At 68.0% G+C, this 25,075-nt stretch carries 24 protein-coding genes; 10 read left to right on the top strand and 14 right to left on the bottom strand.

Annotation, left to right across the window (positions count from 1 at the left end):
* Nucleotides 1-117: 117 nt before the first annotated feature.
* The 5 genes from J2W14_RS14705 to J2W14_RS14685 all read right to left on the bottom strand — a co-directional run bounded on the left by J2W14_RS14705 (nt 118) and on the right by J2W14_RS14685 (nt 4,945).
* Complete coding sequence (locus J2W14_RS14705) at nt 118-720, bottom strand: class I SAM-dependent methyltransferase (RefSeq protein WP_307463836.1); 603 nt, start codon at nt 718-720, stop codon at nt 118-120.
* 158 nt (nt 721-878) lie between these two features.
* Entirely contained in the window at nt 879-1,646 is a 768-nt protein-coding gene (locus J2W14_RS14700; protein ID WP_307463835.1) for an amino acid ABC transporter ATP-binding protein, read from the bottom strand.
* A complete protein-coding gene (locus J2W14_RS14695) occupies nt 1,643-2,680 on the bottom strand; it encodes an amino acid ABC transporter permease (protein WP_307463833.1) in 1,038 nt (345 codons plus the stop codon). The genes J2W14_RS14700 and J2W14_RS14695 overlap by 4 nt, the downstream gene beginning before the upstream one ends.
* 6 nt (nt 2,681-2,686) lie before the next feature.
* The gene (locus tag J2W14_RS14690) at nt 2,687-3,589 is read right to left on the bottom strand and encodes an ABC transporter substrate-binding protein (protein WP_307463831.1); all 903 of its coding nucleotides are present in this window, start codon (nt 3,587-3,589) and stop codon (nt 2,687-2,689) included.
* An 84-nt stretch (nt 3,590-3,673) separates the two neighbouring features.
* Nucleotides 3,674-4,945: an alpha-hydroxy acid oxidase gene (locus J2W14_RS14685; RefSeq protein WP_307463829.1), complete on the bottom strand. Its 1,272-nt coding sequence runs from the start codon at nt 4,943-4,945 to the stop codon at nt 3,674-3,676.
* A 134-nt stretch (nt 4,946-5,079) separates the two neighbouring features.
* On the opposite strand from J2W14_RS14685, the gene J2W14_RS14680 reads away from it, so the two are divergent.
* The gene (locus J2W14_RS14680) at nt 5,080-6,711 is read left to right on the top strand and encodes a PucR family transcriptional regulator (protein ID WP_307463827.1); all 1,632 of its coding nucleotides are present in this window, start codon (nt 5,080-5,082) and stop codon (nt 6,709-6,711) included.
* A 50-nt stretch (nt 6,712-6,761) separates the two neighbouring features.
* On the opposite strand, the gene J2W14_RS14675 is transcribed toward J2W14_RS14680, so the two are convergent.
* Together J2W14_RS14675 and J2W14_RS14670 are read right to left on the bottom strand one after the other, a co-directional pair.
* A complete protein-coding gene (locus J2W14_RS14675) occupies nt 6,762-8,102 on the bottom strand; it encodes a diacylglycerol/lipid kinase family protein (protein WP_307463825.1) in 1,341 nt (446 codons plus the stop codon).
* 77 nt (nt 8,103-8,179) lie between these two features.
* Nucleotides 8,180-8,515 (bottom strand): cupin domain-containing protein, encoded by a 336-nt coding sequence (locus J2W14_RS14670; protein WP_282383819.1) that lies wholly within the window; start codon nt 8,513-8,515, stop codon nt 8,180-8,182.
* Nucleotides 8,516-8,655: 140 nt separating this feature from the next.
* Here J2W14_RS14670 and J2W14_RS14665 point away from each other — a divergent pair, with 140 nt between their 5' ends.
* The gene (locus J2W14_RS14665) at nt 8,656-9,480 is read left to right on the top strand and encodes an alpha/beta fold hydrolase (RefSeq protein ID WP_307463822.1); all 825 of its coding nucleotides are present in this window, start codon (nt 8,656-8,658) and stop codon (nt 9,478-9,480) included.
* Here J2W14_RS14665 and J2W14_RS14660 read toward each other — a convergent pair.
* Nucleotides 9,455-9,760 (bottom strand): acylphosphatase, encoded by a 306-nt coding sequence (locus J2W14_RS14660; protein WP_307463820.1) that lies wholly within the window; start codon nt 9,758-9,760, stop codon nt 9,455-9,457. The two genes, J2W14_RS14665 and J2W14_RS14660, sit on opposite strands and share 26 nt — an antisense overlap.
* 202 nt (nt 9,761-9,962) lie before the next feature.
* Here J2W14_RS14660 and J2W14_RS14655 point away from each other — a divergent pair, with 202 nt between their 5' ends.
* Genes J2W14_RS14655 through J2W14_RS14645 form a run of 3 tightly spaced genes read left to right on the top strand, consistent with a single transcriptional unit; the run spans nt 9,963 to nt 12,497 of the window.
* Nucleotides 9,963-10,226, top strand: a complete 264-nt coding sequence (locus J2W14_RS14655) for a YegP family protein (RefSeq protein WP_307463818.1) — start codon at nt 9,963-9,965, stop codon at nt 10,224-10,226.
* A gap of 53 nt (nt 10,227-10,279) precedes the next feature.
* On the top strand, nt 10,280-11,236 hold the full coding sequence (locus tag J2W14_RS14650; RefSeq protein WP_307463817.1) for an ABC transporter ATP-binding protein: 957 nt from the start codon (nt 10,280-10,282) through the stop codon (nt 11,234-11,236).
* Between the two features lie 4 nt (nt 11,237-11,240).
* Nucleotides 11,241-12,497: an ABC transporter permease gene (locus J2W14_RS14645; protein WP_307463816.1), complete on the top strand. Its 1,257-nt coding sequence runs from the start codon at nt 11,241-11,243 to the stop codon at nt 12,495-12,497.
* Between the two features lie 56 nt (nt 12,498-12,553).
* Here the strand turns inward: J2W14_RS14645 and J2W14_RS14640 are convergent, their stop codons facing one another.
* The 3 genes from J2W14_RS14640 to J2W14_RS14630 form a co-directional block, all read right to left on the bottom strand.
* Complete coding sequence (locus J2W14_RS14640; RefSeq protein ID WP_307463814.1) at nt 12,554-13,588, bottom strand: alpha/beta fold hydrolase; 1,035 nt, start codon at nt 13,586-13,588, stop codon at nt 12,554-12,556.
* Between the two features lie 98 nt (nt 13,589-13,686).
* Nucleotides 13,687-14,544: a hypothetical protein gene (locus tag J2W14_RS14635; protein ID WP_307463813.1), complete on the bottom strand. Its 858-nt coding sequence runs from the start codon at nt 14,542-14,544 to the stop codon at nt 13,687-13,689.
* 1 nt (nt 14,545) lies between these two features.
* A complete protein-coding gene (locus tag J2W14_RS14630) occupies nt 14,546-15,268 on the bottom strand; it encodes a hypothetical protein (protein WP_307463811.1) in 723 nt (240 codons plus the stop codon).
* Nucleotides 15,269-15,453: 185 nt separating this feature from the next.
* On the opposite strand from J2W14_RS14630, the gene J2W14_RS14625 reads away from it, so the two are divergent.
* Together J2W14_RS14625 and J2W14_RS14620 are read left to right on the top strand one after the other, a co-directional pair.
* Complete coding sequence (locus tag J2W14_RS14625; protein WP_307463809.1) at nt 15,454-16,719, top strand: mechanosensitive ion channel family protein; 1,266 nt, start codon at nt 15,454-15,456, stop codon at nt 16,717-16,719.
* A 137-nt stretch (nt 16,720-16,856) separates the two neighbouring features.
* The gene (locus tag J2W14_RS14620; protein WP_307463807.1) at nt 16,857-18,641 is read left to right on the top strand and encodes a glycoside hydrolase family 13 protein; all 1,785 of its coding nucleotides are present in this window, start codon (nt 16,857-16,859) and stop codon (nt 18,639-18,641) included.
* 366 nt (nt 18,642-19,007) lie between these two features.
* Here the strand turns inward: J2W14_RS14620 and J2W14_RS14615 are convergent, their stop codons facing one another.
* From J2W14_RS14615 to J2W14_RS14605, 3 genes are all read right to left on the bottom strand, one after another.
* The gene (locus J2W14_RS14615; protein WP_307463804.1) at nt 19,008-19,802 is read right to left on the bottom strand and encodes an alpha/beta fold hydrolase; all 795 of its coding nucleotides are present in this window, start codon (nt 19,800-19,802) and stop codon (nt 19,008-19,010) included.
* Between the two features lie 227 nt (nt 19,803-20,029).
* Nucleotides 20,030-20,995: a pullulanase X25 domain-containing protein gene (locus J2W14_RS14610; protein WP_307463801.1), complete on the bottom strand. Its 966-nt coding sequence runs from the start codon at nt 20,993-20,995 to the stop codon at nt 20,030-20,032.
* 274 nt (nt 20,996-21,269) lie between these two features.
* Complete coding sequence (locus J2W14_RS14605) at nt 21,270-22,136, bottom strand: DUF1295 domain-containing protein (protein WP_307463799.1); 867 nt, start codon at nt 22,134-22,136, stop codon at nt 21,270-21,272.
* A gap of 164 nt (nt 22,137-22,300) precedes the next feature.
* Between J2W14_RS14605 and J2W14_RS14600 the strand changes: the two genes are divergently transcribed.
* The 3 genes from J2W14_RS14600 to J2W14_RS14590 are packed head-to-tail and all read left to right on the top strand — an operon-like array spanning nt 22,301 to nt 25,058.
* Complete coding sequence (locus J2W14_RS14600) at nt 22,301-22,762, top strand: MarR family winged helix-turn-helix transcriptional regulator (protein ID WP_307463797.1); 462 nt, start codon at nt 22,301-22,303, stop codon at nt 22,760-22,762.
* Complete coding sequence (locus tag J2W14_RS14595) at nt 22,759-24,627, top strand: AMP-dependent synthetase/ligase (protein WP_307463795.1); 1,869 nt, start codon at nt 22,759-22,761, stop codon at nt 24,625-24,627. Before J2W14_RS14600 ends, J2W14_RS14595 begins: the two co-directional genes overlap by 4 nt.
* Nucleotides 24,624-25,058 (top strand): DUF2177 family protein, encoded by a 435-nt coding sequence (locus J2W14_RS14590; RefSeq protein ID WP_307463793.1) that lies wholly within the window; start codon nt 24,624-24,626, stop codon nt 25,056-25,058. The genes J2W14_RS14595 and J2W14_RS14590 overlap by 4 nt, the downstream gene beginning before the upstream one ends.
* The last annotated feature ends 17 nt before the right edge of the window (nt 25,059-25,075 follow it).

Below are 25,075 nucleotides of genomic sequence, written 5' to 3'. Positions count from 1 at the left end.
GTCGGCTGACGCGTCACGCAGGGCAGGCTTTTGGCTCTGAGGGACCCGGGAAGCCCCGGGATTCCGGGGAAACTCCCGCTGCGGGGAGGGAAAAGACTGCTGCCCGTGACGGCCGCATCACGGCTTGCGGGCGATCACGTCGTAGATGTGCCAGTGCTTGGGGCCGCGGAACGACTGCCCGTCGTCGTCGTACACCTCGAACTTCAGGATCTCCAGCCCGTCGAAGAGCTGCCGCGCCGCGGCTTCGGTGTGGAAGTTCCATTCCGGGACGTCCGCCCAGGAGTCGCGGTCGCCAAAGAGGTTCACGGCCAGAACACCCTGGCGCCGGAGGGCACCGAGCACCACGTCCCAGAAGCCGGCGAACCTGGCCGGGTGGATGAAGGGCAGCGAATAGCCGGCGAAGATGAGGCCGGCCAGCGGCAGCGCCCGGAGGTCCTGGAAGGCCCGCATCTCGATGCTGAGCCGTCCGTCCGCGTCCGGCGGGGCGATTGCCAGCAGCCGTTCGCTGGTGTCCGGCAGGGAGTCGACGGCGTGCACGTGCCAGCCGGCGCGCAGCATCGCCAGCGTTTCCTTCCCGGCGCCGCAGCCCAGGTCGATGGCACGGCGGCCGTTCCCCGGACCGGCGAAGGCCATGGCGTCCAGGCAGAGGGAGCGCACGGGACGCTCCGCCTGGGCCGCGTTGTAGTCAGCCCAGACCTTGCTGTCCGCGAGGCTTTCCACGACTTCATTTTTCCACCCGCACGGCGGCGAAGCCACAGCTCCCGGTGTCAGGCGGGCGGGCCCCCTGCCAGGGCCGGGCCCGCCGCCAGAGCCGGGCAGGCCAGGCCCAAGCAGGCCAGCGCCGGGCGGCCCAGACCCGCCGCCGTCAACTCCCTGGGTCAGAGAACCTTGGAAAGGAACGTCCTGGTCCGGTCGTGCTGCGGATTGCTCAGGATCTCCCGGGGCGGTCCGGCCTCCACCACCACGCCTTCGTCCATGAACACCAGTGTGTCCGCCACCTCGCGGGCGAAGCCCATCTCATGGGTCACAACGATCATGGTCATGCCGCTCTTGGCCAGTTCCTTCATGACGTCGAGCACCTCGCCCACCAGTTCGGGGTCCAGGGCGCTCGTCGGCTCGTCGAAGAGCATCAGCTTCGGGTCCATGGCCAGCGCACGGGCGATGGCCACGCGCTGCTGCTGCCCGCCGGACAGGTGCGCCGGATAGGCGTCCCCTTTGTCACCGAGCCCCACGCGCTCCAGCAGTTCCATGGCCCGGGCGGTGGCTTTGGCCTTGGAAATACCCTTCACGCGCATGGGGGCGAGGATGATGTTCTCCACCGCGGTCAGGTGCGGAAACAGGTTGAACCGCTGGAACACCATCCCGATTTCCTGGCGCTGGAACGCTGCTTCCTTGAGCTTCAGCTCGTAGAGCTTGTCCCCCTTTTGGCGGTAGCCCACCAGCTGTCCGTCGACCGAAAGCCTGCCGCCGTCAACCCGTTCCAGGTGGTTGATGCACCGCAGGAACGTCGACTTGCCCGAACCGCTGGGCCCCACGATGCAGAGCACCTCGCCGGGGTCGACCTCGAGGCTGATCCCGCGCAGCACCTTGTTGGTGCCGAAATTCTTGGAGACCCGCTCCGCGAGCACCATCGGCGCGTCCGTCATCCTTTTCCTCCAAAATCCGTGCCGATCGGCGGGGTGGGCCCGCCGGGAACCGCCGTCGCTGCCGGTCCCGGCGTCGCCGGTTCCTTGCCCGTCTTGACCCGCCCGGTTCCCCGGGAGAACCGCTTCTCAATGAAGTGCTGTCCCACCATCAGGATGGAGGTGAAAAGCAGGTACCAGAGGGACGCCACAATCAGCAGCGGCACCGGGGTGAACGTCACCGCGGAAATCCCGCGGGACACGCCGTAAAGGTCAATGCTCAACGGGATCGCGGCCACCAGCGAAGTGGTCTTGAGCATCGAGATCACCTCATTGCCGGTGGGCGGAATGATGATCTTCATCGCCTGCGGAACCACGACATACCGCATCGTCTGGCCCCAGGACATGGCCAGCGCCGTCGAGGCTTCCTCCTGGCCCTGGTCCACGGACAGGAGCCCGGCGCGCACGATTTCAGACATGTACGCGGCTTCGTTCAGGGCCAGCCCGATTACGGCGGTGATAAAGAGGTTCGTGAAGACCTCATTCGGGATGGTGACCCACGGCTCCATAAACGGAATGCCGAGGGTGAACACCGGATAGATCAGGGACACGATGCCCCAGAACACCAGCTGCACGTAGACCGGGGTTCCCCGGAAGATCCAGATATACAGCCAGGCAATGCTCTTCAGCACCGGGTTCGGCGAGAGCCGCATGATGGCCAGCAACAGGCCGATCACGATCGCGCCGATCATCGAGTAGACCGTCAGCCACAACGTGACCCATGCAGCCTGGCTGATCCGCCGGTCGAAGATGTACTTTCCCACGTCCGGCCAGCCATAGTCCGCGCGCTGGGCGGCGTCCAGCACAAAGACCGCCAGCCCGAGGACGAGGAGTACCGCCACCACGTTCCGCCAGGGGTGGCGGAGCGGGATGGCGACGATCTCTTCCGGCGGCGCGTCGTCGTCGTGCCGTCCCCGTCCGGCCCGGGGCGTCCTGCCGGACGCCCCGCTCCTGCCGGGTTCCGACTCAATCATCCGGTCGGATTCGGGCTCGCTCATCTGCTATCACCCTTTGGCTGCGACGTTGAGATCCGCCGTCTTGACGCCGCCGGCTTCCACGCCCCACTTTGCGAGGATCTTGTTGTACGTGCCATCGTCGATCAGCGTCTGGAGGGCCTTCTGCAGGACTGGCGTGAATTCGCTGCCCTTGGCGACCGGCATCCCGTAGGGCGCCACTTCGAAGGCGTCGCCGGCGGTCTGCAGCTTGTCCTTGGTCTTGGAGATCGCGTACAGGGTCACCGGGGAATCGGCGCTCATCGCGTCCACCTGTCCCACCACCAGGGCGTTGGTGGCCTGGTCCTGGGCGTCGTACTTGAAGATGGTGATGGCGGGCTTGCCGGCGTCGGTGCAGGCCTTCGACTTCGCCGGCACCTCGTGCGTGTCCTGGTAGGTGGTGGCCTGGACGGCGACCTTGAGCCCGCAGGCGTTCTCGGGGTCCACGGTCTTGCCCTTCGGGGCGGCCCACTGGATTCCGGCGGAGTAGTAGTTGACGAAATCGACCTGCTGTTCGCGTTCCAGGGTGTCGGTGAAGGAGGAGACGCCGATGTCGTCCTTTCCTGCCTTCACCGCCGGAAGGATGTTGTCGAAGGTGCCGATGTCGAAGTTGACCTTCAGGCCCATGACCTGGCCGAGGGCGTTGGTGAGGTCCACGGCCCAGCCGGCCGGCGCACCGTTGTCGTCCTTGAACTCGTTGGGCGGGTAGTTGTTGGCCATGCCGACGTTCAGGACGCCCGCGGTCTTCATCTTCTCCGGGAGCATCGCGGCGATGGAGTCATTCTTTTTCACCTCGATGGCGTCGGCGCTTCCGGAGGCCGTTCCGGTGGCGGCCGGTGCGCTGTTGTCGACGCAGCCGGAGAGTGCGAGTGCCGTCGCTATGGTGAGAACGGGAAGTACGTATCGGGTGCGCATGGTTTCCTTAGCTGTTCAGAGTTGGCCCTTGTTCCCGCAAGTCTGCGGGAGGAGGGCGCCGGGTGCCTGCAAGTTCAGAACTCGTTAGTGCGTGTTGCCTGACGCTGTTGTTTCGAGGATTTCTCCGGAATGACGGATGTCCCGAAGAATTTCCCCGCCTCGAGCTTTCAACTCCGGAATGCTGGAAACGCCCACTAACGTCATCGTACGCCGCAGCTCGTCTCCGAAAATCTCGATGATGCGCCCGACGCCGGGCGAGCCCGCCGCCACCAGTCCGTACAGGTAGGCCCTGCCGATCGAGCAGGCGTCGGCGCCCAGCGCCAGCGCCTTGAGGATGTCGCTGCCCCGGCGGATTCCCGAGTCCACATAGATCTCGATCGAATCGCCCACCCGCTGCCGGGATTCCTGCAGCACATCCATCGGGCTCAGCATGTGGTCGAGCTGGCGGCCGCCGTGGTTGCTCAGCTGGACGGCGTCCAGGCCGATCCGGGCGGCCTTTGCGACGTCGGCCGGGTTGACGCAGCCCTTGAGCACGATCTTGCCCTGCCAGGCCTGCCGCAACGCGACGAGTTCCTTCCATCCGCTCGTCGCGTCCGAGTGGCCAAGGATGTGCTGCCACATGGACGGGGTGACCACGGAGGTGGCCGCGGCACTGCGCGGGTCCAGGTTCGGGAAACTGATGCCGTCCGACTTCAGGAAGTTGATCCACCAGGCGGGCCGGCGGGCGATGTCCGCGATGGTTGACAGCGTCAGTGCGGGAGGTGCGGTGAAGCCGTTGTGCAGGTCCCGTTCCCGGGCGCCGAGGGCCCGGGTGTCGACGCCGACAATCAGTGTGTTGAATCCGGCGGCTTCGCAGCGCGCCAGTTTGTCCTTCAGGGCCTGGGCGTCGGAGGTGAGCCCGAAGTTGAACCAGCGGTCGAGTCCCGGTTGGTTCTCCGCAATGGTTTCCATGGCCACGGTGCTCAGCCCGGCCAGCCCGTAGGGGATGTGTGCCCGGTCCGCGGCGGCCGCGACCGCGAGCTCGCCCTCGGGGTGGAACAGCCGGGTTGCGCCGGTGGGCGTCAGGGTCAGGGGCAGGGCGCTGCTTCTTCCGAGCAGGGTGGTGCTGGTATCGGGTCCGGAGACCGGGCCCCAGCTGGGCATCAGCGCCCAGGAGTCGAAGACGGCGCGGTTGCGGCGGAGCGTCACTTCGTCCTCGGAGCCGCCGTCGAGGTAATCGAAGATCCCGGCCGGCAGGACCCGCTGTGCCGACTTCCGGTACTCCTCGACGTTAAAGGCGTTGGCCAGGACCCGGCGTCGGCGTGAGAGGACGGGGGCCTTCACCTGGATGAGCTGCCTGGCATCGCTGATTTTCAATGAGGGCCTTTCCTGTTGCTGTCCTGCGTTATGGTTCAGCGTAGGAAGTGGAAGGCCGCGCAACTATGGAGCTAGCGACAAACTGGGAGGCTCATCATTAGCAGTAACTACCAAACGGTGAAACTGGCGAAGCCGTGACGGCGGCTCCGTCGGAGGAGAGGCACCCGCTGCCTACCCTGGCCGACGTCGCCCGCTCGGCTGGGTCGGAAATTGTCAGCCTGGTCGAGAGGCCGGCCGATGACCAGCAGATTGTCGCGGGCGCCGTGCTTTACGATTCGACGGCCCTGCCGGCCAGGTTCCCCGGTGCCGTTGCGTTGGCCATCGGTTTGTCCTTGTCGGGGAAGCGTCTCGGCGCCAAGGTCCGGGAGCTGTGCGATGCCGGGTACGTGGCCATTGTCTACAAGTCCAACGGCAGCCCGGACAAGGCGCTGCGGGCGGCTGCCCGGGAAGCGGGGATCGCCCTTTTCCGGGCCTCGGACTCGGTCCCGTGGAACCAGGTCGCGGAGATTATGGACGCCGCCGTCGTCCCGCACCGGCAATCGGGCCGCACGCTGGTGGACATCCGCCCGGGTGACCTGTTCGATCTCGCCAACACCGTGGCCGCCCAGGCGGGCGGCGCCGTCGCGATCGCCGCTCCCGACCAGACGGTGCTGGCGTATTCGACCCTCCCGGACCAGCCCATCGACGAGACGCGCAGGAGCTCCATCCTCCGGCTGCAAGTGCCGCCGTCGGCCGAAACCGACAAGGACTACCGCCGCGTCCATGCCGCCACCGGGGTGCTGCAGGTGGCGACGGCGGATCCGCTGCTCCGGCGCACGGCCGTTTCCATCCGGGCCGGCGACGCCGTGCTCGGCTCGCTCTGGCTCCTCGAACGGGCGGAACACCACAACGAGGACACGCACCGGATCCTCCGGGACGCCGCCAATGTTGCGGCACTCCACATCCTGCACAAGCGCACCACCTACGTCTCGAACCTGACCCGCCAGATCGACCTGGTCCAGCCTCTGCTGTTCGAGCCGCAGCGCGCCGAACTCGCCGCCATCCGGCTCGGGATCTCGGCGTCCTCGATCCGCGTCGCGGCCCTGGGCATCTGGCCGTCGGATGCCATGGCGTCCGAAACCCTGCAATCCCGTCTGCGGCTCTTTGACGCCATCCGGACCGCCTGCGCCATCCGGCTGCCGTCGGCCGTCTGCGGGTTCGCGGACAACGTCGTCTACATCGTCCTGCCACAGACCGCCGGATCCTCCCGGCAGTTCCAGCGCGGCACGCTTCTGAAGATTGTGCAGAACGCCCGGCGGCTGCTCGCCCGGCCGGTCCTGGCCGCACTCGGTGTGGCGGCCCCGATCGACCGGCTCGGGGAGTCCCGGGTCAACGCCGAACTGGTCCTGTCCGAGCTGGTGCGGAATGTCGCGGAGGGACGCATAGCGGCCGATTCCGATGACATCGTCGCCGACGACGAATCCCTCGGCTCCAGCCTGCATCTGCGCCAGATGGTGACGTCGTTGACGGCGTCCGGCCAGCTGCCCGGCGCCCATGCCCTCCGGATCGCCGAGTATGACGAACACCAGAGGAAGTCGTTCGAAGAAACCATCTACGCCTACCTGAACTGCAGCGGTAACGCCGTGGAAGCCGCCAAATCCCTGGACGTGCACGTCAACACGGTCCGCTACCGCCTGTCCCGGGTGGAGCCGCTCTTCGGCATTGACCTGGACGATCCCGAGACGCGCCTGCTGATCTGGCTGCAGCTCTGGGCGAGGCGCAACTAGGACGCCCGCGTCATCCGCGTGCACCCGCGTTATCCGCCGCTAGCGGCCCCCTAGGCCGTTGCGTGCACCGCCGTCCGGTGCCCCCACGCCAGCTCACGGAGCCGGATCAGGTCCAGCGCCGGCTGGGCGGGCGGGACGCCCGGACGCTTCCGCGGAACCACGACGCGCAGGGCGGCGGGTTCGATGGTGCACCGCACCGGGGTGGGAATAAGCAGCGCCTCGCCGTCCACCCCGACCGGGATCTCGGGCACATCGGCGTCGACCACCACCTCCGCCGCGGTGCGCTGGATCAGGCCGCGCTTCGTCGCCCGCCGCAGCAGGCCGACAGCTTCACGGGTGGTCGACGCGGAGAGCGCCACCGCCCCCAGCACGCGCCGGTCAAGCCGGGTGCGGCGGCCCAGGCCCGCGAGGTCGTGGCTGCCGTACGGGCCATTGCTCACCAGCACCGCCTGCGGCCCGTCCACGGTGGTGCCGTCAATCTTGGCGTGCAGCCGCGCGCCCTTGGCGCCCTTGATCAGATCCGGGAGCATCTGCAGCACGGTCCCGGCCTTGTCATCGCGGTACTCCGGGCTCTGCACCACCTCGGCGTAGACCCCGAAGGAAGCATTGTTGACGAAGGTGCGGCCGTTGATCTTCCCCAGGTCCACGTGCAGCTCCACCCCGTCACGGAGGGCATCCAGGCAGCCGGTGGGGTCCTCCCGGTCCAGGCCGAGATCGAGGGCGAAATGGTTGCGGGTGCCGGCGCTGATCACCAGGAACGGGAGGTTGTGCTCGGCCGCGATGCCGGCCACCAGCGCCTGGGTTCCGTCACCGCCGGCGACGCCGAGCAGGTCGGCTCCCCTGGCCACCGCATCCCGGGCCAGGGCCGCGACATCCACCTTGCCCGGACCCTCCAGCAGCGCCACCTCGGCCCCGAGCTCCTCCGCCTTCCGCTGCAGCTCGAACTTCACCACCTTGCCGCCGCCGGAGCGCGGATTCATCACCACGAAGGGGTGCTTCGGTTTGGGGGCGGGGTACTCGGTCATCTTCGACCCTGCCCGGGGCTCACGGAGGGCAGCACGGGCACAGACGAGCGCCACAAACACCAGCCCCACGGTGATCATGACCTCCAACAGCAGGCCCGCCTGAACGAAGAGGAAGAGCACCACCAGCGGGGCGAGCACCGCCAGCACCAGCGCACACCAGCGCAGAAAACCGCGGCTGATGAGGAACCAGTAGATCCCAGCCACCATCACCACGAGGCCGCCGGCAGCGGTCACGAGCAGGGCAACGGTTCCCGCCAACCCCGCGGCCACTAGCGGGACCAGCGCCGCGCAGAAGACCGCGAGATAAGCGGCGCGCGCCCACCACCGCCGGGTCTGTGGAACCTCATCGAACGGAACGACAGTCATGTCCAGCTCCTTGCGGTAATCCGGCCCTGGCCGCCTCGACCGTGGCCCGGCTCGTCTCCCGGCCTGCGGCCGGTCCGTCAGGTCTTGATTTTCGCGACGGTCATCAGGATCGCGGAGTCCTCTTCTGCTTCCAGGCTGTGCAGCCCGTCCGGCACGATCAGCAGGTCCCCGGTCTTGCCCTGCCAGGATTCATTGCCCGCGCGGAGCCGCACGCAGCCGCGGAGCACAAACACGGTCGCCTCGCCGGGGTTCTGGTGCTCGCTCAACTGCGTCCCGGCCCGGAACGCCATCACCGTCTGGCGGAGGGTTTTCTCATGGCCACCAAACGCCGTATCCGCAGCACGCCCGCTGGGTGCCGCCACCGCAGCCGCCAGCTGCTGACGGGCAAGGGCATCGAGCGATATCTTCTGCATGGGGCCACCCTACTCAGAAACGGGCCCGCTGCCGAGGGACCTTTGCCCCGGTCACGCCTGGATCGGCCTTCACTCTAGGCCCCGGCCTGGTCATGGCACACGACGGTGACTCCAGGCGGCGACCGTCCTACGCTTAATCCATGCCCCGGGTGAGCGTCAACGGCGTCGAGCTGTACTACGAAGAGCGCGGCGCCGGGCTGCCCGTCCTCGGCATTCACGGGACGCCCAGCTCCGCGGTGCTGTGGGAGGAACCGGCCGCCGAGCTCGCCAGGATCTGCCGCTGCATCACCTACGACCGCCGCGGCTTCCACCGCAGCGAGCGCCCGGAACCCTTTGCCGCCGTCGACCTGTCCGAGCACGTCGACGATGCGTACGCCCTGCTGGATGCCCTCTCCGCGACGCCGGCAGTTGTCATCGGACGCAGCACCGGCGGGGAGATCGCCCTCGCCCTCGCGCACCGGCACCCGGAGCGGGTGACGGCACTGGTCCTGCTGGAACCCGCGGTGTTCTGGCTGGACCCCGAGGCCCAGGCGTGGGCCGACCGGCTACGGGACCAGGTGCTGGAGGCGGCGGCAACGGACCCGCGCGCCGCGGCGGCCGTTGTCATCCGGGAGGCCGTGGGCGACCAGGTGTGGGAGGCGCTTCCCGGGGAGCTCCGGGACATGTTCGAGGACACGAGTCCGGCTGTGCTGGCCGAGATCAGGGGCGACGGACTGGACCTCAGCGAGAACCCGCCCGCCCTGGGACCGGAGGAGCTGGCCACCGTCCGGCAGCCGGCACTGCTCGTCTCCGCGGAGGACTCGCCCGGCGTGCTGCGGAGCGTCAATGCGCGCCTCGCGGAGCTGCTGCCCGCGGCCGAGAGCGCGCTGGTGCCCGGCGGTCATCTCATCAACCCTGCCCACCCCGCGGTGCTCGAGTTCCTGGCCCGCTTCACCGGGCCTAGTACACCACCCGGAAATTACTGAACGCCCCCGTGGCCCGGGAGATCGATTCCTCGACGTTCTCCACCCGTCCCGGCGCTTCCGGCGAGCGCAGCCAGCGCCGGAACTCCAGCACCACCGACTGGGGTCCCTCCGCCACGATGCCCACCGAACCGTCGGTGTTGTTCCGGACCGTGCCGGTCAGCCCCAGCTCATCGGCCTGGCGCACCGTCCAGTAGCGGAAGCCAACGGCCTGCACCACGCCGTCCACCCGCGCCGTCAGACGGACCCACTCGCCGGAATCGCCCCTCGGAAACTCAGCCATGCACCCAATCTAGCGCTCCCCCCGGCGGGCGCCGCCAGAGGAATCGTGCACTTTCCACATAGGGACCTTTGCCCCTTACCGTCCGCAGACCTGAGCCGGAAGGATGGTCAGACGCGCTGCGGGGACATGTCGAGAAAACGGCATGGCACATGGAAGTGCCTCACCCTCCCGCCGTGCTGCATTGCCCGAAAGGACAAACAAGATGGCAGGACAATTCGAGATCTTCACGGACGCTGAGGCCAACGTCCGGTTCCGGCTCCTCGGCGCCGACGGCACGGTTTTGGCGATTTCCAAGGCGTTTGAGGACAAGCGGGCCGCCGCGGACGGCATCATGGCGGTCCGCGAATGCGCAGGCACAGGACTGATCAAGGAAGCCCGTTCCAACGCCTGGGGCGGCACCGGCAAGACCAGGGCAGGCCTGCCGACACCGGCCCACCGCCGTCACCGGCATGCCCCCGCCGTATAGGCGGGGCATCGGCAAAATCCCGGGCGGGTAGCCCGGCATCATCGGGAGCCGCAATGGACGAGGCACGGGTCCACATCAGCGGCTTCCGGATGGACTTCGGCGACACCACCGTGGTCCGCGACCTGTCGTTTGACGTGCACGCCGGCGAGACTTTCGGTTTCCTCGGCAGCAACGGCTCCGGCAAGACCACCACCATCAGGGCCCTGCTCGGCATCTACGAGCCCACTGCCGGGATCCTCCACATCAACGGCCGGGACTTCAAACCGGAGCACGGCGACCGGCTGGGCTACCTTCCCGAAGAGCGCGGGCTCTACAAAAAGGAAAAGGTCATCGACATCATGACCTACTTCGGCCGGCTCAAGGGGATGGGACGGCGCACCGCCAGGCAATGGTCGCTCGAGTACCTGGCCCGGGTGGCCCTGGCAGACCGGGCGACCGCCGTGCTGGACAAGCTCTCCAGCGGGCAGCAGCAAAAGGTCCAGCTCGGTGTCACCATCATGAACAACCCCGAACTGCTGATCCTGGACGAACCCACGAAGGGTTTTGACCCCGTCAACCGGCGCCTGCTGATGGACATCATCGCCGAGCAGAAGCAGGGCGGCGCCACCGTGGTCATGGTGACCCACCAGATGGAGGAAGTGGAGCGGCTCTGCGACCGGGTCATCCTGCTCAAGGACGGCACCGCGGAGGCCTACGGGACCATCGACGAGGTGCAGAACAAGTACGGCGGCCGCATCATCCGGATCAGGCACACCGGCGCCATCCCGCCCTCGCCGCACTACGAGGCGGTGCTCGAGGAGACGAACTACTCCGAGCTCTCCCTCACCGATGCCACCGACGAAGCCGTCATCCTCAAGGACCTGATCGACGCCGGCGTGACCGTCCGGAGCTTCACCACCACCAAAATCTCCCTGGAGGACATCTTCATCCGGGTCTACGGCGACCAGAACGTCCCTGCCGCGGCAGGGACGTTCAGCACGGCACCGGCCCCCGCCCGGGACGGGGCGTAGTGCCGTGGCGCAGCACAATCTAGGTACGGTCCTGAGTTTCGAGTTCATCCGTACCGTGACCAAAGGCCGTTTCTGGATCGGCACCCTGTCCGTCCCGCTCATCATTGCCGTGGTCTTCGGGCTGATCTTCCTCAGCAACACCAGCACGGACACCGCGGCCGCGGCGCAAAAAAGCGCCCAGTTCAGCATCTCTTACACGGACGCCTCGGGACTGATCACCGCCGAGGACGCCGCGCTCTTCAGTGCCACCGCCGCTGACTCCCCCGACGCCGGGATCACCGCCGTGCAGTCCGGCACCGTCGACGCGTTCTTCGACTACCCTACGCAGCCCGAGTCGACTCCCGTGCGCGTCTACGGCGCGGACCGGGGCCTCTTCGAGAACGGCAAGTATGCCGCCGTCGCGCAAGCCATGCTGACGCACGCCGTCGAACAGCGGATCGGCTCCCCGCAGCTGTCCGCGCTCGCGGCCGGACGGGTACAGATCGAAACCGTCACCTATGACGGCACCGAGGAATCCGGCGGCCTGGGCTCGGTCATCCCGCCGATGGTCTTCCTGGTCATCTTCTACGGGCTGATCGTGCTCCTGGCCGGGCAGATGCTCAACTCCACGCTGGAGGAGAAGGAAAACCGCGTCACCGAGATGATCCTGACCACGCTCAAACCGACGACGCTCATCGCGGGAAAGGTCATCGCGCTGTTCGGGATCGGCCTGGTGCAGATGATTGTGTTCCTCTCCCCCGTCCTGATCGGCCGGCTGTTCTTCCCCGAGGAGCTCAGCCTCACGGCCCTGGACGTGCCCCCGCTGATCCTGGACCCGGTCCGGATGACCGTTGGCCTGCTGATCCTCGTCGGCGGTTTCGCCTTGTTCACCACCACCCTCGTGGCCATCGGCGCCGTGATGCCCACCGCCAAGGAGGCCGGAAACTTCATGGGCGTGATGATGGCGCTGATCTTTGTGCCGTTCTACGCCGTGGCCCTGGTGGTCTCCGATCCGCAGTCCGTGATCGTGCAGATCTTCACCTATTTCCCGTTCTCCGCCCCGGTGACCGCACTGCTGCGCAACGCCTTCGGCTCCCTGGGCCTGCTCGAGGCCGGCATTGTGATCGCGATCCTCTTCACCGGCGCGGCCGTGATGCTCCGCCTCGCCGTGCGCCTCTTCCAGTACGGCTCGATTTCCTACACCTCGAAGGTGAACGTCCGGACCGCGCTGCGTGCCGGGTCGCGGCACCCCGCTGAGGGGCCCCCGACGACGGGCAGCTGAGGGCGGGCGGCTGACGGCGGCCGGGCTACCGGGCTACCGGGCTAACGGCTACCGGGCTAACGGCTTTCCAAAAAGGTCCTGATCTCCTCGGCCATGGGCTTGGACTGGGTCCAATGCAGGTAGTGGCCTCCGGCCAGCGGGACAATTTTGTGGCGTTGGACATTCTTCAGCAGGTTCTCCAGCGACTCAGCCTTGCCGGCTGCCTCCGGGGATCCGGCGTCGGCGACGAAGGCCAGCACGGGCAGTCCGTCGGGATAGCTGAGTCCGCGGAGGTCCGAGGCGTTGTTCCCGATCCGGGCCGTCTCATCGGCCACGGCCGGGCTGCCAAAATTCCAGATCGTCATCAGGCGCATGCGTTCCCGTTCCTCCGGGGTGTAGGCGTCGCCGGCCGGTTCGCCAAGCCCGGGGGCCACCACGAGGGCGGCGCGGACGACTCCGGTGACGGCGAGCAGCCGCAACACATCGATGCCTCCCGACTGCACCTCCACCGGCCCGCTCGTGGCTTTCGGCACGGTGACGTCGATCCCGATCACTGCCCCGACTTCCGCCGGGTAGCGGTTGGTGTAGTCCAGCATGTAAAAGCCTGCGATCGAGTGCCCGGCCAGGACGTACGGCTGCGGGATGTCGAGCTTTCCCAGCACTTCGTGGAGTTCCGTGCTGATGTTCTTGTTGCTCCGCTCGCTGGCGCTCATGTCGCTGTAGCCGTAGCCGAATCCCTCCACGACGGTGACGTTGTAGTCACCCAGCTCCCGGATCAGCGGCGCGAAGTCGAGCGCCGGTGCGGCCGTTCCCAGCCCGCTGAGGAGCACGATCGGCTGGCCGGGCTGGCCGTTCCGGTACACGTTGACGGTTCCGCCGGCGATCTCAATCCGTTCGCCATAGGGGGTGATGCTGGCCCGTTCCTGCCGCTCCAGCAGCAGGTTGGCGACGGCCGAGACCAGGCCCAGCCCGACGGCGATCAGGGCCGCCATGGCGAGGATGCGCAGCCGTTTTCGGCGCCTCGTCCGGCGCCGGCCGGCAGCGGGATTGGCATCCGTGGCGGCAGCGGGCTTGGGCGGGGACGCGTCCGTGCGACGAGGATTGATCCTCATGGCGTGCCTTTCAGTGGCAGAAACGGTGCCAGGACGAACGGGCTGGCAGGGCCAGCGTAACCCCGCGGGCGCCTTCCAGGGCAGGCCGGCCCCGGCTGCTAACCCGCCGGCATTTCCCCCGGCCGCAGGGACGTGATCATCGTCCGGAGGTCCCGGTACTCCGGGGTGGACGCGTACAGCCTGGCCTTCTCCAGATACGGCAGCGCCGGGTCCCCGGGCGTCTCGTTGTGCTCCGGGTTGTACGTCCCGCCGAAGAAAGCGCCGCTTGGCGGCCACAGGAACAGGTGGAACATCGGGCACGCCAGTTCGCCGGCCTCTTCGGGGACCATGGTGATGCCGTAGGCCGCAATGGTGGACTGCGTGGCCACCGGACCAGCGTCCTCGCCCCGGGACTCGTACACGTACCGGGGCACGCCGCCGTCGGCGCCCCCGCCCTCGGCGAGGGCGACCATCGGCTCGGAGTCGTAGACCTCGTACGGGGTCTTGCCGACGCATTCCGCCCCGGTGACGATGTTGGTGCGCAGGCCCGCCATCGGCTTCCCCCCGGCGTTCAGCACGTCCACGAAGTCGCCGCCGAGCGCCCCGCCGGGGTCCTTCACCGTCCAGCCCGCGGGGTAGTCGAAGGACAGTCCCCCGTCCGTCGTCGTGAAGGTCTGCCAGCCCGACGTCGGCCCCTGGGACGCAGGGGCGTCCGACGCCGTGGCGGACGGAGCCGGAGTGGACGGAGCCGGAGTGGACGGAGCCGGGCTGCTGCCCTGGGTCTGGCTTGCGGAAGCGTCGGGGCCCTCGGCCTCGGCGGGGAACAGGCCGCAGGACGTCAGCAGCAGGACCAGTCCCAGGCTGGTCCACAGCTTGGCGCCTGCCGCGCTGCGGTGAACAGCGTCCGGGACCGCTCGGGGAAAAGGGCCGGGGGCCGAGCCGGTGAGAGTGCCGGGTGTCCCCGCCGGCCTCCTCACGTCATTGCTTTCCGGCCGGCCGCAGTGACGTGATTGCCTGCTTGACGTACTTGTACTCGGTGGTGTCCATGTACACCTCGGGGGTATCCACGTGCATGGGACCTCCCGGGGTGGTGTCGAACGGATCGTAGACTCCGCCGAACATGGCGCCGCTGGGCGGCCAGGTGAAGAAGTGGAAGATCGGGCAGGCGGTGTCCCCCGTGGGCTCGGGCGCGGACGTGAGTCCGTAGGCCAGGGTCAGCGACGCCGCAGGGTCACTCGTGTCCGGGTCGGTCCGCCCCTCGTAGACGAACCGCGGCGCCACGCCGTCCTGGGCCAGCGCCGGGACCGGCTCGGAGTCATACATCATGAAAGGGAACTTCTCCGTGCACTCGGCGCCCGTGACCATGTTGGTCCGCAGGGTCGCCATCGTCTTGCCGTAGTCACTCACCAGCTCCACAAAGGCGCCGCCCTCGGCGGGTTGGCCAGCCGGGTCCTTGATGGTCCACGACTCCGGGTAGTCGAACGCGAGCGAGCCGTCCGCCGTCGTAAACGTCTTCCAGCCCGCCGGCGCGGTGACGGCGGGCGAGGTGGCTGTGCCCGGCGAGGCACTCGTGGTGGCCGTGGCCGTTGCGGCAGGCGGGGAACTGGTGGCCGGTGCTGCGGCTGGTGACGCGCATCCCGCCAGCACGGCAGCGGCGCAGAAAGCGGAAAAAGCTGTGGCGAACGACGCGACGCGGCGCATGGCACCCTCCCCCTGGGAAAATAAAGTGGTTGGACAATTCTCGGATTTTTCCGCGAGGAAACTAGGGCCTTTGGGCCCTTGGCGCCCTGACCGACACGGAATCCGGTCCCGGTGCGGCCGTGATGCTACCCACGTTGCCCCCCGCAGATTTCAGTTGCCCGCTGAAGCTTGCTAGAGCTTAAGTAATGCAAGACGTCCTCGATCCCGCCATGCCGTTTCTGGCCCCCATCCTCGCAGTGGCCCTCGCCGTGGCCGGCGGGCTCCTCGCCTCCTGGCTGGTGCGCCGGATTGTGCTCCGGCTCAACCGGAACCAGCCCGCCCTCCGCGAGACGTCCCGGGTGGCGCGCCTGCCGCTGCGGCTTGCGCTCTGCCTGATCGGCGTTCGGATCGCCCTGGGACTCACCACAGAGGACGCCGAATGGCGCCGCAACCTGGACCACGCGCTGCAGATCGCGCTCATCGGGTCGCTCGCGTGGCTGGCCATCGCGGTGTTCCTCATCATCGAGACCATGGTGCTCACCCGATACCGGGTGGACGTGGCGGACAACCGCCGCGCCCGGCGGCTCCGCACCCAGGTCATCCTGGCCCGGCGGATCGGCGTCGCCCTGATCGTTATCGTGGCGCTGGGCATCGCGATGCTGACGTTCCCCGCCATCCAGGCCCTCGGCGCAGGGCTGCTGGCCTCCGCCGGTGTGATCTCGATCGTCGCCGGCCTCGCCGCGCAGACCTCCCTGGTTAACGTCTTCGCGGGCATCCAGCTCGCCTTCACCGACGCGATCCGGGTCGACGACGTCGTCGTGGTGCAGAAGGAATGGGGCCGGATCGAGGAGATCACCCTGACCTACGTGGTGGTCCACATCTGGGATGACCGGCGGATGATCCTGCCTTCCACCTACTTCACCACCACCCCGTTCGAGAACTGGACCAGACGGCAGTCCGAGGTCATGGGCACCGTGGAGTTCGACCTCGACTGGCGTGCCCCGGTCGAGGACATGCGCGCCGAACTCAAGCGGGTCCTGGCCGGCACCGAGCTCTGGGACGAGCGGGTGGGCATCCTGCAAATCACCGACGCGACTGCCGGTTTCGTCCGGGTCCGCATCCTGGTCAGCGCCGCGGACAGCGCCACGCTCTTTGACCTGCGCTGCCTGATCCGCGAGGAGCTGGTGCTGTTCCTGCAGCAGGAACACCCGACGGCGCTCCCCCACGTCCGGCTCGAATCGCTCGGTGCCGTTTCGCTCGGGGCGGGCACCCCCTCCGCTGCGTCCGGCACCGCCGCGAAGCCAGCGGGCAAGGTTTCCGCCGCGGACGAGCCCAGCCGGCACCCGGCCGATCCGCACGACTCCCAGCTGTTCACCGGTTCGATCGAGGCGATCCAGCGCTCCCGGGCCTTCACCGGCCCCGGAGAGGAAGTGTTCGAGGACCGGGACAAGAGCATCGCTTCGCAGAACTAAGGCACCGGGCCGGGTGCCCTGCCCGGTGCCGTCCACATGGCACGGGCGGGGTCTTCCCTGCCCGGGGGAACTGTTCAATAATCAGACGTTGGTGAGCCAGCGTCGGTGCTGGCTGCCGGACCAGCTGAGGAGTCCCCATGACGGTAGAACAGCCGACTGAAGAATCCGTTGAGGTTCCTGCCCGCGATTGGTTCCAGAGCGCCGTCGTCTATCAGATCTATCCGCGCAGCTTCGCCGATTCCAACGGGGACGGCATCGGGGACCTGCGGGGCATCATCAGCAAGCTGGACTACCTGCACCGGCTCGGCGTCGACGTCGTGTGGCTGTCCCCGATCTACACGTCCCCGCAGGATGACAACGGGTACGACATCAGCGACTACCGCAATGTGGACCCGATCTTCGGCACGCTCGAGGAACTGCGGGAGCTGACGGACGGGCTGCACGCCCGGGGCATGAAGCTGGTCATGGACCTGGTGGTCAACCACACCTCGGACGAGCATCCCTGGTTCGTGGAGTCGCGCTCCTCGAAGGACAATCCCAAGCGGGACTGGTACTGGTGGCGGCCGCCGCGGGAGGCGTCCACGGACGGCTCCGCCGGCGGCCCGGGAGCGGCGCCGAACAACTGGGGCTCGGCGTTTTCCGGCCCGGCCTGGGAGTTCGACCAGGCCACCGGCGAGTACTACCTCCACATCTTCTCCCGGAAGCAGCCGGACCTGAACTGGGAGAACCCGGAGGTCCGGGCGGCGGTCTACGAAATGATGAACTGGTGGCTGGACCGGGGGGTGGACGGCTTCCGGATGGACGTCATCAACTTCATCTCCAAGGACACCGCCCTGCCGGACGGCCCCATCGCCGCCGGGATGCTCTACGGCGACGGCACCCCGTTCTACATCGGCGGTCCCCGGATCCACGAATTCCTGCAAGAGATGCACCGCGAGGTGTTCGACGGACGCCCCGGCCCGCTGCTGACCGTCGGCGAGATGCCCGGTGTCACCGTGGAGGAGGCCATCCTGTTCACCGACCCGGAGCGCGCCGAGGTGGACATGGTGTTCCAGTTCGAGCATGTCGCCCTGGACCAGGAGGACGGCAACAAGTGGCGGCCCAAGAAACTCAAGCTCACGGACCTCAAGAAGACCCTGGGCCACTGGCAGACCGGCCTGGCGGAGCGGGGCTGGAACAGCCTCTACTGGGGCAACCACGACCAGGCCCGGGCGGTGTCGCGCTTCGGGGACGACGGCAAGTACCGGGAACTCTCCGCCAAGATGCTCGCCGGCGTCCTGCACCTGCACCGCGGCACGCCCTACGTCTACCAGGGCGAAGAACTCGGCATGACCAACATGACCTTCGGGGCGATCAGCGACTACCGGGACATTGAGGTCCTCAACCACCACCGCGAGGCCACCACCCACCTGGGCCACACCGACGCCGACGTCCTCGCCGCGCTCGCGCCGCTGAACCGCGACAACGCGCGCACCCCGGTCCAATGGGACGCCTCGCGGCACGCCGGCTTCACCACCGGCTCGCCCTGGATTGCGGTGAACCCGAACGCCAACCACATCAACGCCGCCGCGCAGGTCGACGACCCGGATTCGGTGTACAGCTTCTACCGGGCGGTGATCGCTCTGCGGCATAGCGAGCCCGTGGTGTCGCACGGGGACTTCACTATGCTGCTGCCGCGGGACGAGCACGTCTACGCCTTCGTCCGTTCGCTGCCGGAGACCAAGCTGCTGGTGCTGGGCAACTTCTCCGGCCAGATCCAGGAGGTGGCGCTCGACGACGCCGACGTTCCCGTCGTGTGGGACAGCGCGGAACTGGTCCTGGGCAACTACCCCGCCGACGCGGCAGTGCCCCGCCTACATCTCCGGCCGTGGGAGCTGAAGGTCTTCCGCGCCGGCGCAGCACACACCATCCACCACGAGTGAGGGAGCCTGCCATGACCATCCCACCGCCGCACGAACCTGAGCCGTTTCCGCCGGAACCCGGGCCGACCACGCCCGAGCCTCAGCCCGGGGAGCCGTTTCCCGACCCCGGACCGGTTCCGCCCCCGGCGCCGATCCCGGAGCCCGGTCCCGCGCCGACCCCCGGGCCATTTCCCACGCCGGGGCCGCTGCCGATTCCGGACCCCGGCCCGGTCCCGCCGCCACGGCCGGACCCGACGCGGTTCTAGTTGGGCCCAACCGGCGTGCGGGCTCAATTGGCCAGCCTGGGGGCCGGCCTAACCGGCGGGCTGGCCCTCCCCTGCGTTCTGGTCTCCCGCGTGCTGGCCTCCCTCCCGCGGGCTGGGCGGCTCAACCGGCAATGCCGTGCAGGAAAGTCCGAACCTCGGTGTTGAAGGCGTCGGGCGCTTCCAGGTGGACCACGTGCCCGACGTCGGGAATCACCGCGAGTTTTGAACCCGGAATCTGGCGGTGCAGCTCGTGGGCGACGTGCAGCGGGGACCGCTGGTCGTCTGCGCCGTAGAGCAGGAGCGTGGGAATGCTGATGGTCGGCAGCACCGGCCGGTAGTCGGCCCGGCCGCTGGCGGACAGCAGTGCCCGCAGCCCGGCCGGGCGCACGTCTGCCATGATCCTGCTGGCTTCGGCCACCACGGCGGGATCGGCCTTGTCGGTGAACAGTGTCGGCAGCCACTCGTCGATGAACTTCTCCGGAGGCTGATCGATCTCGGCCTCCACCTGGGCGTGGCGCCGTTCCACTTCCTCGGGCGGCAACGAACCCGCCCAGCCGGCGTAGGCGGAGGCCAGCACCAGCGACGCGGGCAGTCCGGGATCTCCGCGGTACAGCTCCAGGACCACCATGGAACCCCACGACAGCCCCAGAAGGTGTGGCTTCGCGGGGACGGCCGCGCGCAGGAAGCCGGCGGTGATGGCCCCGAGCTCCGCGGCGGACATCTCCGGGTCGGGGTCGTCCGACTGACCGCACCCGGGAGCGTCCCAGGCGTACACCGTGAACTCGTCCGAGAGGCCCTCCAGCTGGGGGCGCCAGATCCGGCTGTCCTCCCCGGCGCCGTGGAACAGGACCAGCGCCGGTCCCTGGCCGGCCCGCTGGTACGCGATCCGCAGCCCATCAACCTCGACGGTTTCCATAATCCAATGCTAGGCCGGTCGGCGGTTGACGTCGCAGGGTCCTAACCCGGCCGCGGACCCGGGCGCCCGACGACGACGCGAGCTGCAGGTCCGGACGCCCGACGACGGCCCGCAGCGAAGGCTGACGACGCGTTCAGCGGCCGGCGCTGCGCAAAAAACCCTCCGACGCCCGTATTCAGGCGTCGAAGGGTTCTTAGCGCAGCGGCAGCAGAAATGCGTGTCGCTGGCTACGGCAGGATGATGTCGCGGGTCCTGTGATCGTAGTGGATGACCAGCTGGCCACCGGAGTGGTGCACCTCGTGGTTGGCGCCGTCGAAGGCACCGAAGGCACCGAAGTTCTCGTCCCAGGAGCGGTTGAGTGCGATCTTGAAGGTGTACGTGCCGGCCGGGAGATCCGCCGCGAGCTTCCAGAGCTGATCGACAAGATCCAGTTCCATCTGGGATTCGTCGTACTGCGGAGCCCAGTTGGCGGGGGCGCCCAACAGGATGTTGAAGTCACCCGCGACGGCGACGGCTTCCGGCTGCTCGATGGTCTCCACACTCGTGGCGAGTGCCGCGGCCGCGGGAGATGCCGCGGGAGCCGCAGAACCGGCGGCGGCAGGTGCCGCAGCAGCCGGGGCCGTCGCGGGTGCCTCGGCGGGCTTGTCGGCAGTCTTGCGCTTGCGGACTGCCTTGGCGACCGGGGCAACGGCTTCTTCGACCAGCTTGGCAGCCTTGCCGGCGACCTTTTCGGCCACCTTGGTGGCCTTCGGAGCAGCCTTGGGAGCGGCAGCCTTCGGAGCCGTCGTCGGAGCGGCGGCCTTCCGAACCGGCGTTCCGGCGGGAGGCGCCGACGGCAGCGGGGTGTCGGCGGGAACGGGAGTTCCGGCGTCGAGCGCTGCGGCGAACGCGTCAGGGTCAGCGAACGCGACGGTGGCGCGCTGGCCGTCCTCGGTGATGGTCCAGCCTGCACGGCCCTTGACGAGCCAGCCGGCCTTGACCAGCTTCGCGGTGGCGGTGGTCAGGGTCTTGTGGCCGCGGGGAATTCCGCCGCTGAGCAGTTCACGCTCGAAGTCGTTGAGCGGAACGCGTGCGATTGCCTCGCCCAGCACCGCTCCGGCGTTGAGCTGCTCGCCCGTCCACACCCCCTCTGCCAGTACATCCAATACGGCCTTCAGTCGACGGGTGGTGTTTTCGGCAGTGTTCTCGCCCATGGGTCTCCTTTAGAAGCAATTGATCCATCTGCATTTTGCCAAGGATCATCGAGTTTCCGCGAGTCGGATCGGTTAACTCTGTGTGTCGTGACCCACTATTACACCCCATGGCGGCGGGCGCGAGGGGCCCCGGACAGGGGTACCCGCGAGTAACAAAAACAACGCGGGCCGGGTACTCGCGGGTAGCAAGAACAACGCGGGTCATCTGCGGCCCGTCCCGAGGCCCGGAATAGGCCCTAGCTGACCCCGCGTTGCGTTGATCCTGGGGCTGCTGCTAGACCTTGGGGATCAGGACGGGAGTGTTCTTCTTGTAGGCCTCGTAATCTTCCCGGCCGCCCCACTTCTTGTCGGACTTCTTCTCCAGGAGCGGCACGCCGCTGACCTTCGTGAGCAGCAGGGTGACGAATACCGGGGAGACCAGGGCGACCCACTGCCAGCCCTGCAGCGCGGGGACGGCGATGATCGCGACACCGATCCAGAGCACGATCTCGCCGAAGTAGTTCGGGTGGCGGGACCTGGACCACAGCCCGGTGGAGATGAATTTTCCCTTGTTGGCGGGGTCGGCGTTGAAGCGGCCCTTCTGGTTGTCGGCCACAATCTCGATGCCGAAACCGACGGCCCACACCAGGAAGCCGACCAGCGCGAACCAGTCCAGCGCCACCCGGGTCGCCGAGGTAATCGCCACCCACGCTGCAGCCGCGGTGAAGACGACCCAGAGCCCCTGGATGGTCCACGCGTTGAGGAACCGGATGAACGAGGGCTTGATCTCGTCAAAGCGGTCATCCTTGCCGGCCTTGCTGATGCGGCGGAACAGGAACGTGCCCAGCCGCAGTGTCCAGGCGAGCACCATGGCCGCCAGCAGCAGGGCGCGGGCGTCAACCCCCGGCGTGAGCACGATGAGCAGAAGGGTGATGGCGGTGTAGGTCAGGGTGCCGGTCAGGTCGTAGAACTTCTCGGTCTGGGCCATAAAGGACGGGATGAACGCCAGCCACTGGATGAGGAACGCGGCCCCGACCGCCATCGCGAAGACGGGGATCCCGCCCAGGGTGGCGCCGCCCTGGCTGCCGGCCACGGCGACAAGCGCCCCGATCAGCACCACCACGGGGAGGGCGATGAGCGCCTTACGGTCTGATTCCTTCATCAGGAAGTTCCTTTCACACAGTGCCGGCCGCGCCCGGCACGACCCACGAAGTACCGCCGGGCATCAGCAGTTTTAGCAATGCTATTAGATGATCAAATAAGATTGAATAATAGTTCATCGAACAAGATTGAATCGCACCGAACGTCGGAACCTAAGGAGGCACTATGACCGCGTCGTCTTATCACCCGGCCGCCTTGGCCCTGCAGGGACTGTTCTCACTCGCCAACGAGACCGAGCGTGAAGTCGCCCGGAGACTCGGGCTGAACCTCACCGATTACCGCGCCCTGTCGGCGCTCGCCCAGTCGGGACCGGTCACGGTGGGCAAACTCGCCGAGGACCTGGGTGCCACGCCGGCCACCGCCACCGCGATCGTGAGCCGGATGGAGGCCCGCGGTTACATGGCACGCCACCGGAACACCGAGGACCGCCGCCAGGTCCAGGTGAGCGTCACCCCGGCAGCCAACCTTGGAATCATGAACCTGATGCGACCCCTTATGACCGCCACGAACGAGCACATCAAAGCCCTGCCAGCCGACCACCAGGCCGTCGTCGCCGATTTCCTCGACGTCGCCCAGCACCTGATGCAGGACCACCTGCACACACTTTCGGAGAAGGACACCCGATGAGAGAGTTCACGACCCAGCTGCTGGTTGAGGCAACCGGTCACCGGAACGCGACCGAGCTGCTCATGCAGCGGTTCCGGGCCTCCCCCGACCACGTCGCCTTCGAGGTACGGGAACCGGACGCGGCGATCACGGATCCCTGGCGCCAGGTGACCACCCGGCAGTTCGTTGACGAGGTGCGCGCCCTGGCCAAGGGCTTCATCGCGGTCGGCCTCCAGCCCGGCGAATCACTCGCCATCATGTCCCCCACCCGGTATGAGTGGGCGCTGGCGGACATGGCAGCGTGGTTCGCCGGCGCCGTCGTCGTCCCGATCTACGAGACGTCGGCCGCTCCCCAGGTGACCGCGATCCTCTCCGACGCCGCCGTGCGCCTCGCGATCGCCGGCACCGCTGAGCATGCCCTCCTCCTGGAACAGGGCTTCGAGCAGGCCGGGACGCCGTGCCTGGGGATCTGGACGATGGACGCCCGCCCCGGAGCGGACCTGGACGACCTCGTGCTCCGCGGCGCCGGAATTTCCGACAGCGCGGTCGAGGAACGGCGCCTGCTGGCAGATCTCGGCTCGGTGGCGACCATCGTCTACACCTCCGGCACGACCGCCGCGCCCAAGGGCGCGCTGATCACCCACGGCAACTTCGTCGGGCAGGTGCTGAACGTGGCCGCCGCCTACACGGAGGTGGTCCGCGAGGGCGGCAACACCATCATCTTCCTGCCGATGGCCCATGTGCTGGCCCGCGGACTGCAGCTGACCTGTCTGGCCAACGGCATGCGCATCGCTCACCTGTCTGACCCCCGGGATGTGGTGCCCGCCCTCGGTGCCCTCAAGCCCACCTTCCTCGTGGTGGTCCCCCGCGTGCTGCAGAAGATCCAGGCCTCCGCCGAGGCCGCCGCGAGGAAAAAACACCTCGGGCCGGTGTGGGCGTCAGCGCAGCGCACCGCCGTCGCGTGGGGCCGGTTCGCCGAAGCCCGCGACGCCGACCCGGCCGCCCGGGCACCGCTCGGCCTGCGGGTCCGGCATGCACTGTTCGACCGCCTCTTCTACGCCCGGCTCCGGAAGCTCGTGGGCGGGCGCCTCGATTACCTGCTCTCCGGTGCCGCAGCGCTGGACGCCGAACTGTCCCTTTTCTTCCGCGGCCTGGGCCTGCCGGTCATCGAGGGCTACGGCCTCACCGAAACAACCGCCCCGCTGACTGGGAACATGCCCGGGTCGATCAAGGCCGGGTCGGTGGGCGTCCCGATGCCGGGAACAACCGTGCGCCTCTCGGACCGCGGCGAGGTGCTCGCCCGCGGCGTCGGCGTGTTCGCCGGCTACCGCAGGCCGGCCGACAACACGGACGCGTTCACGGACGGGTTCTTCCGCACCGGCGACCTCGGGGAGCTCGATGAGCTGGGCCGGCTCACCCTCAAGGGCCGGATCAAGGACGTCATCGTCACCGCCGGCGGCAAGACCGTCTCTCCCGCCATCTGGGAAGGCTACGTGGAGGGCGACCCCCTCGTGGCACACGCCGTGATGGTGGGAGAGGGAAAGCCCTACCTTGGCGGGCTCGTGCTGCTGGACCCGGAATCCGTCGCGGCCTGGGCGGAACGCGAGGGCATCGCCGATCTGGCCGGGGTGCGGATCCCGGACGACGGCGGCGCCGTCCAGGTCGACGACGCGCGGCTCCTCACCGCGATCGGCAAGGCGGTCAGCGCCGCCAACGCGAAGATCGCAGGCTCCGAGCAGGTGCGGCGTTTTGTGCTGCTGCTCGCCGATCTCAGTGAGGCCAACGGCTTCGTGACCCCCACCATGAAGCTCAAGCGCGGCGCGTTCACCCAACGCGCCCGCCATATCGTCGACAACCTTTACGCGGACCAAAGGAGCCAAGCATGAGCACTCACGTCAAAAAGTGGCTGCTGTCCTACGCGGTCGCCGCCGTGATCTTCGCCGTCGTCGACGTCGTCTGGATCCGCACCGTGGCGAACAACCAGTACGAAAGCCAGATCGGCGACCTGCTGGCGCCGAGCGTCAACCTCGCCGGCGCCGTCGCCTTCTACCTGATCTACGTCGTGGGGATCGTGCACTACGGCATCCGGCCCAACGACCCGGACGCCACCCTGCGGCAGCGGGTGACGGGAGCCGCCCTGTTCGGCTTCTTCACCTACGCGACCTGGGCCCTGACCGCGCTCGCCGTCCTCAAGGACTTCCCCGCCGTCGTGGCGCTGACCGACATCGCCTGGGGCGTCGCGGTCTGCAGCGCCGTCACGTGGCTCACCGCCACCCTCCTGCGGCGCATGTTCGCCCGGGCCGGCACCTCAAAGTAGGCTCGCCGACACCAACC

The sequence above is a fragment of the Pseudarthrobacter oxydans genome (assembly GCF_030812335.1).
In the GTDB taxonomy this organism is placed as follows: Bacteria; Actinomycetota; Actinomycetes; order Actinomycetales; family Micrococcaceae; genus Arthrobacter; species Arthrobacter oxydans_B.
This window is presented reverse-complemented; position numbering and strand designations above follow the sequence as displayed.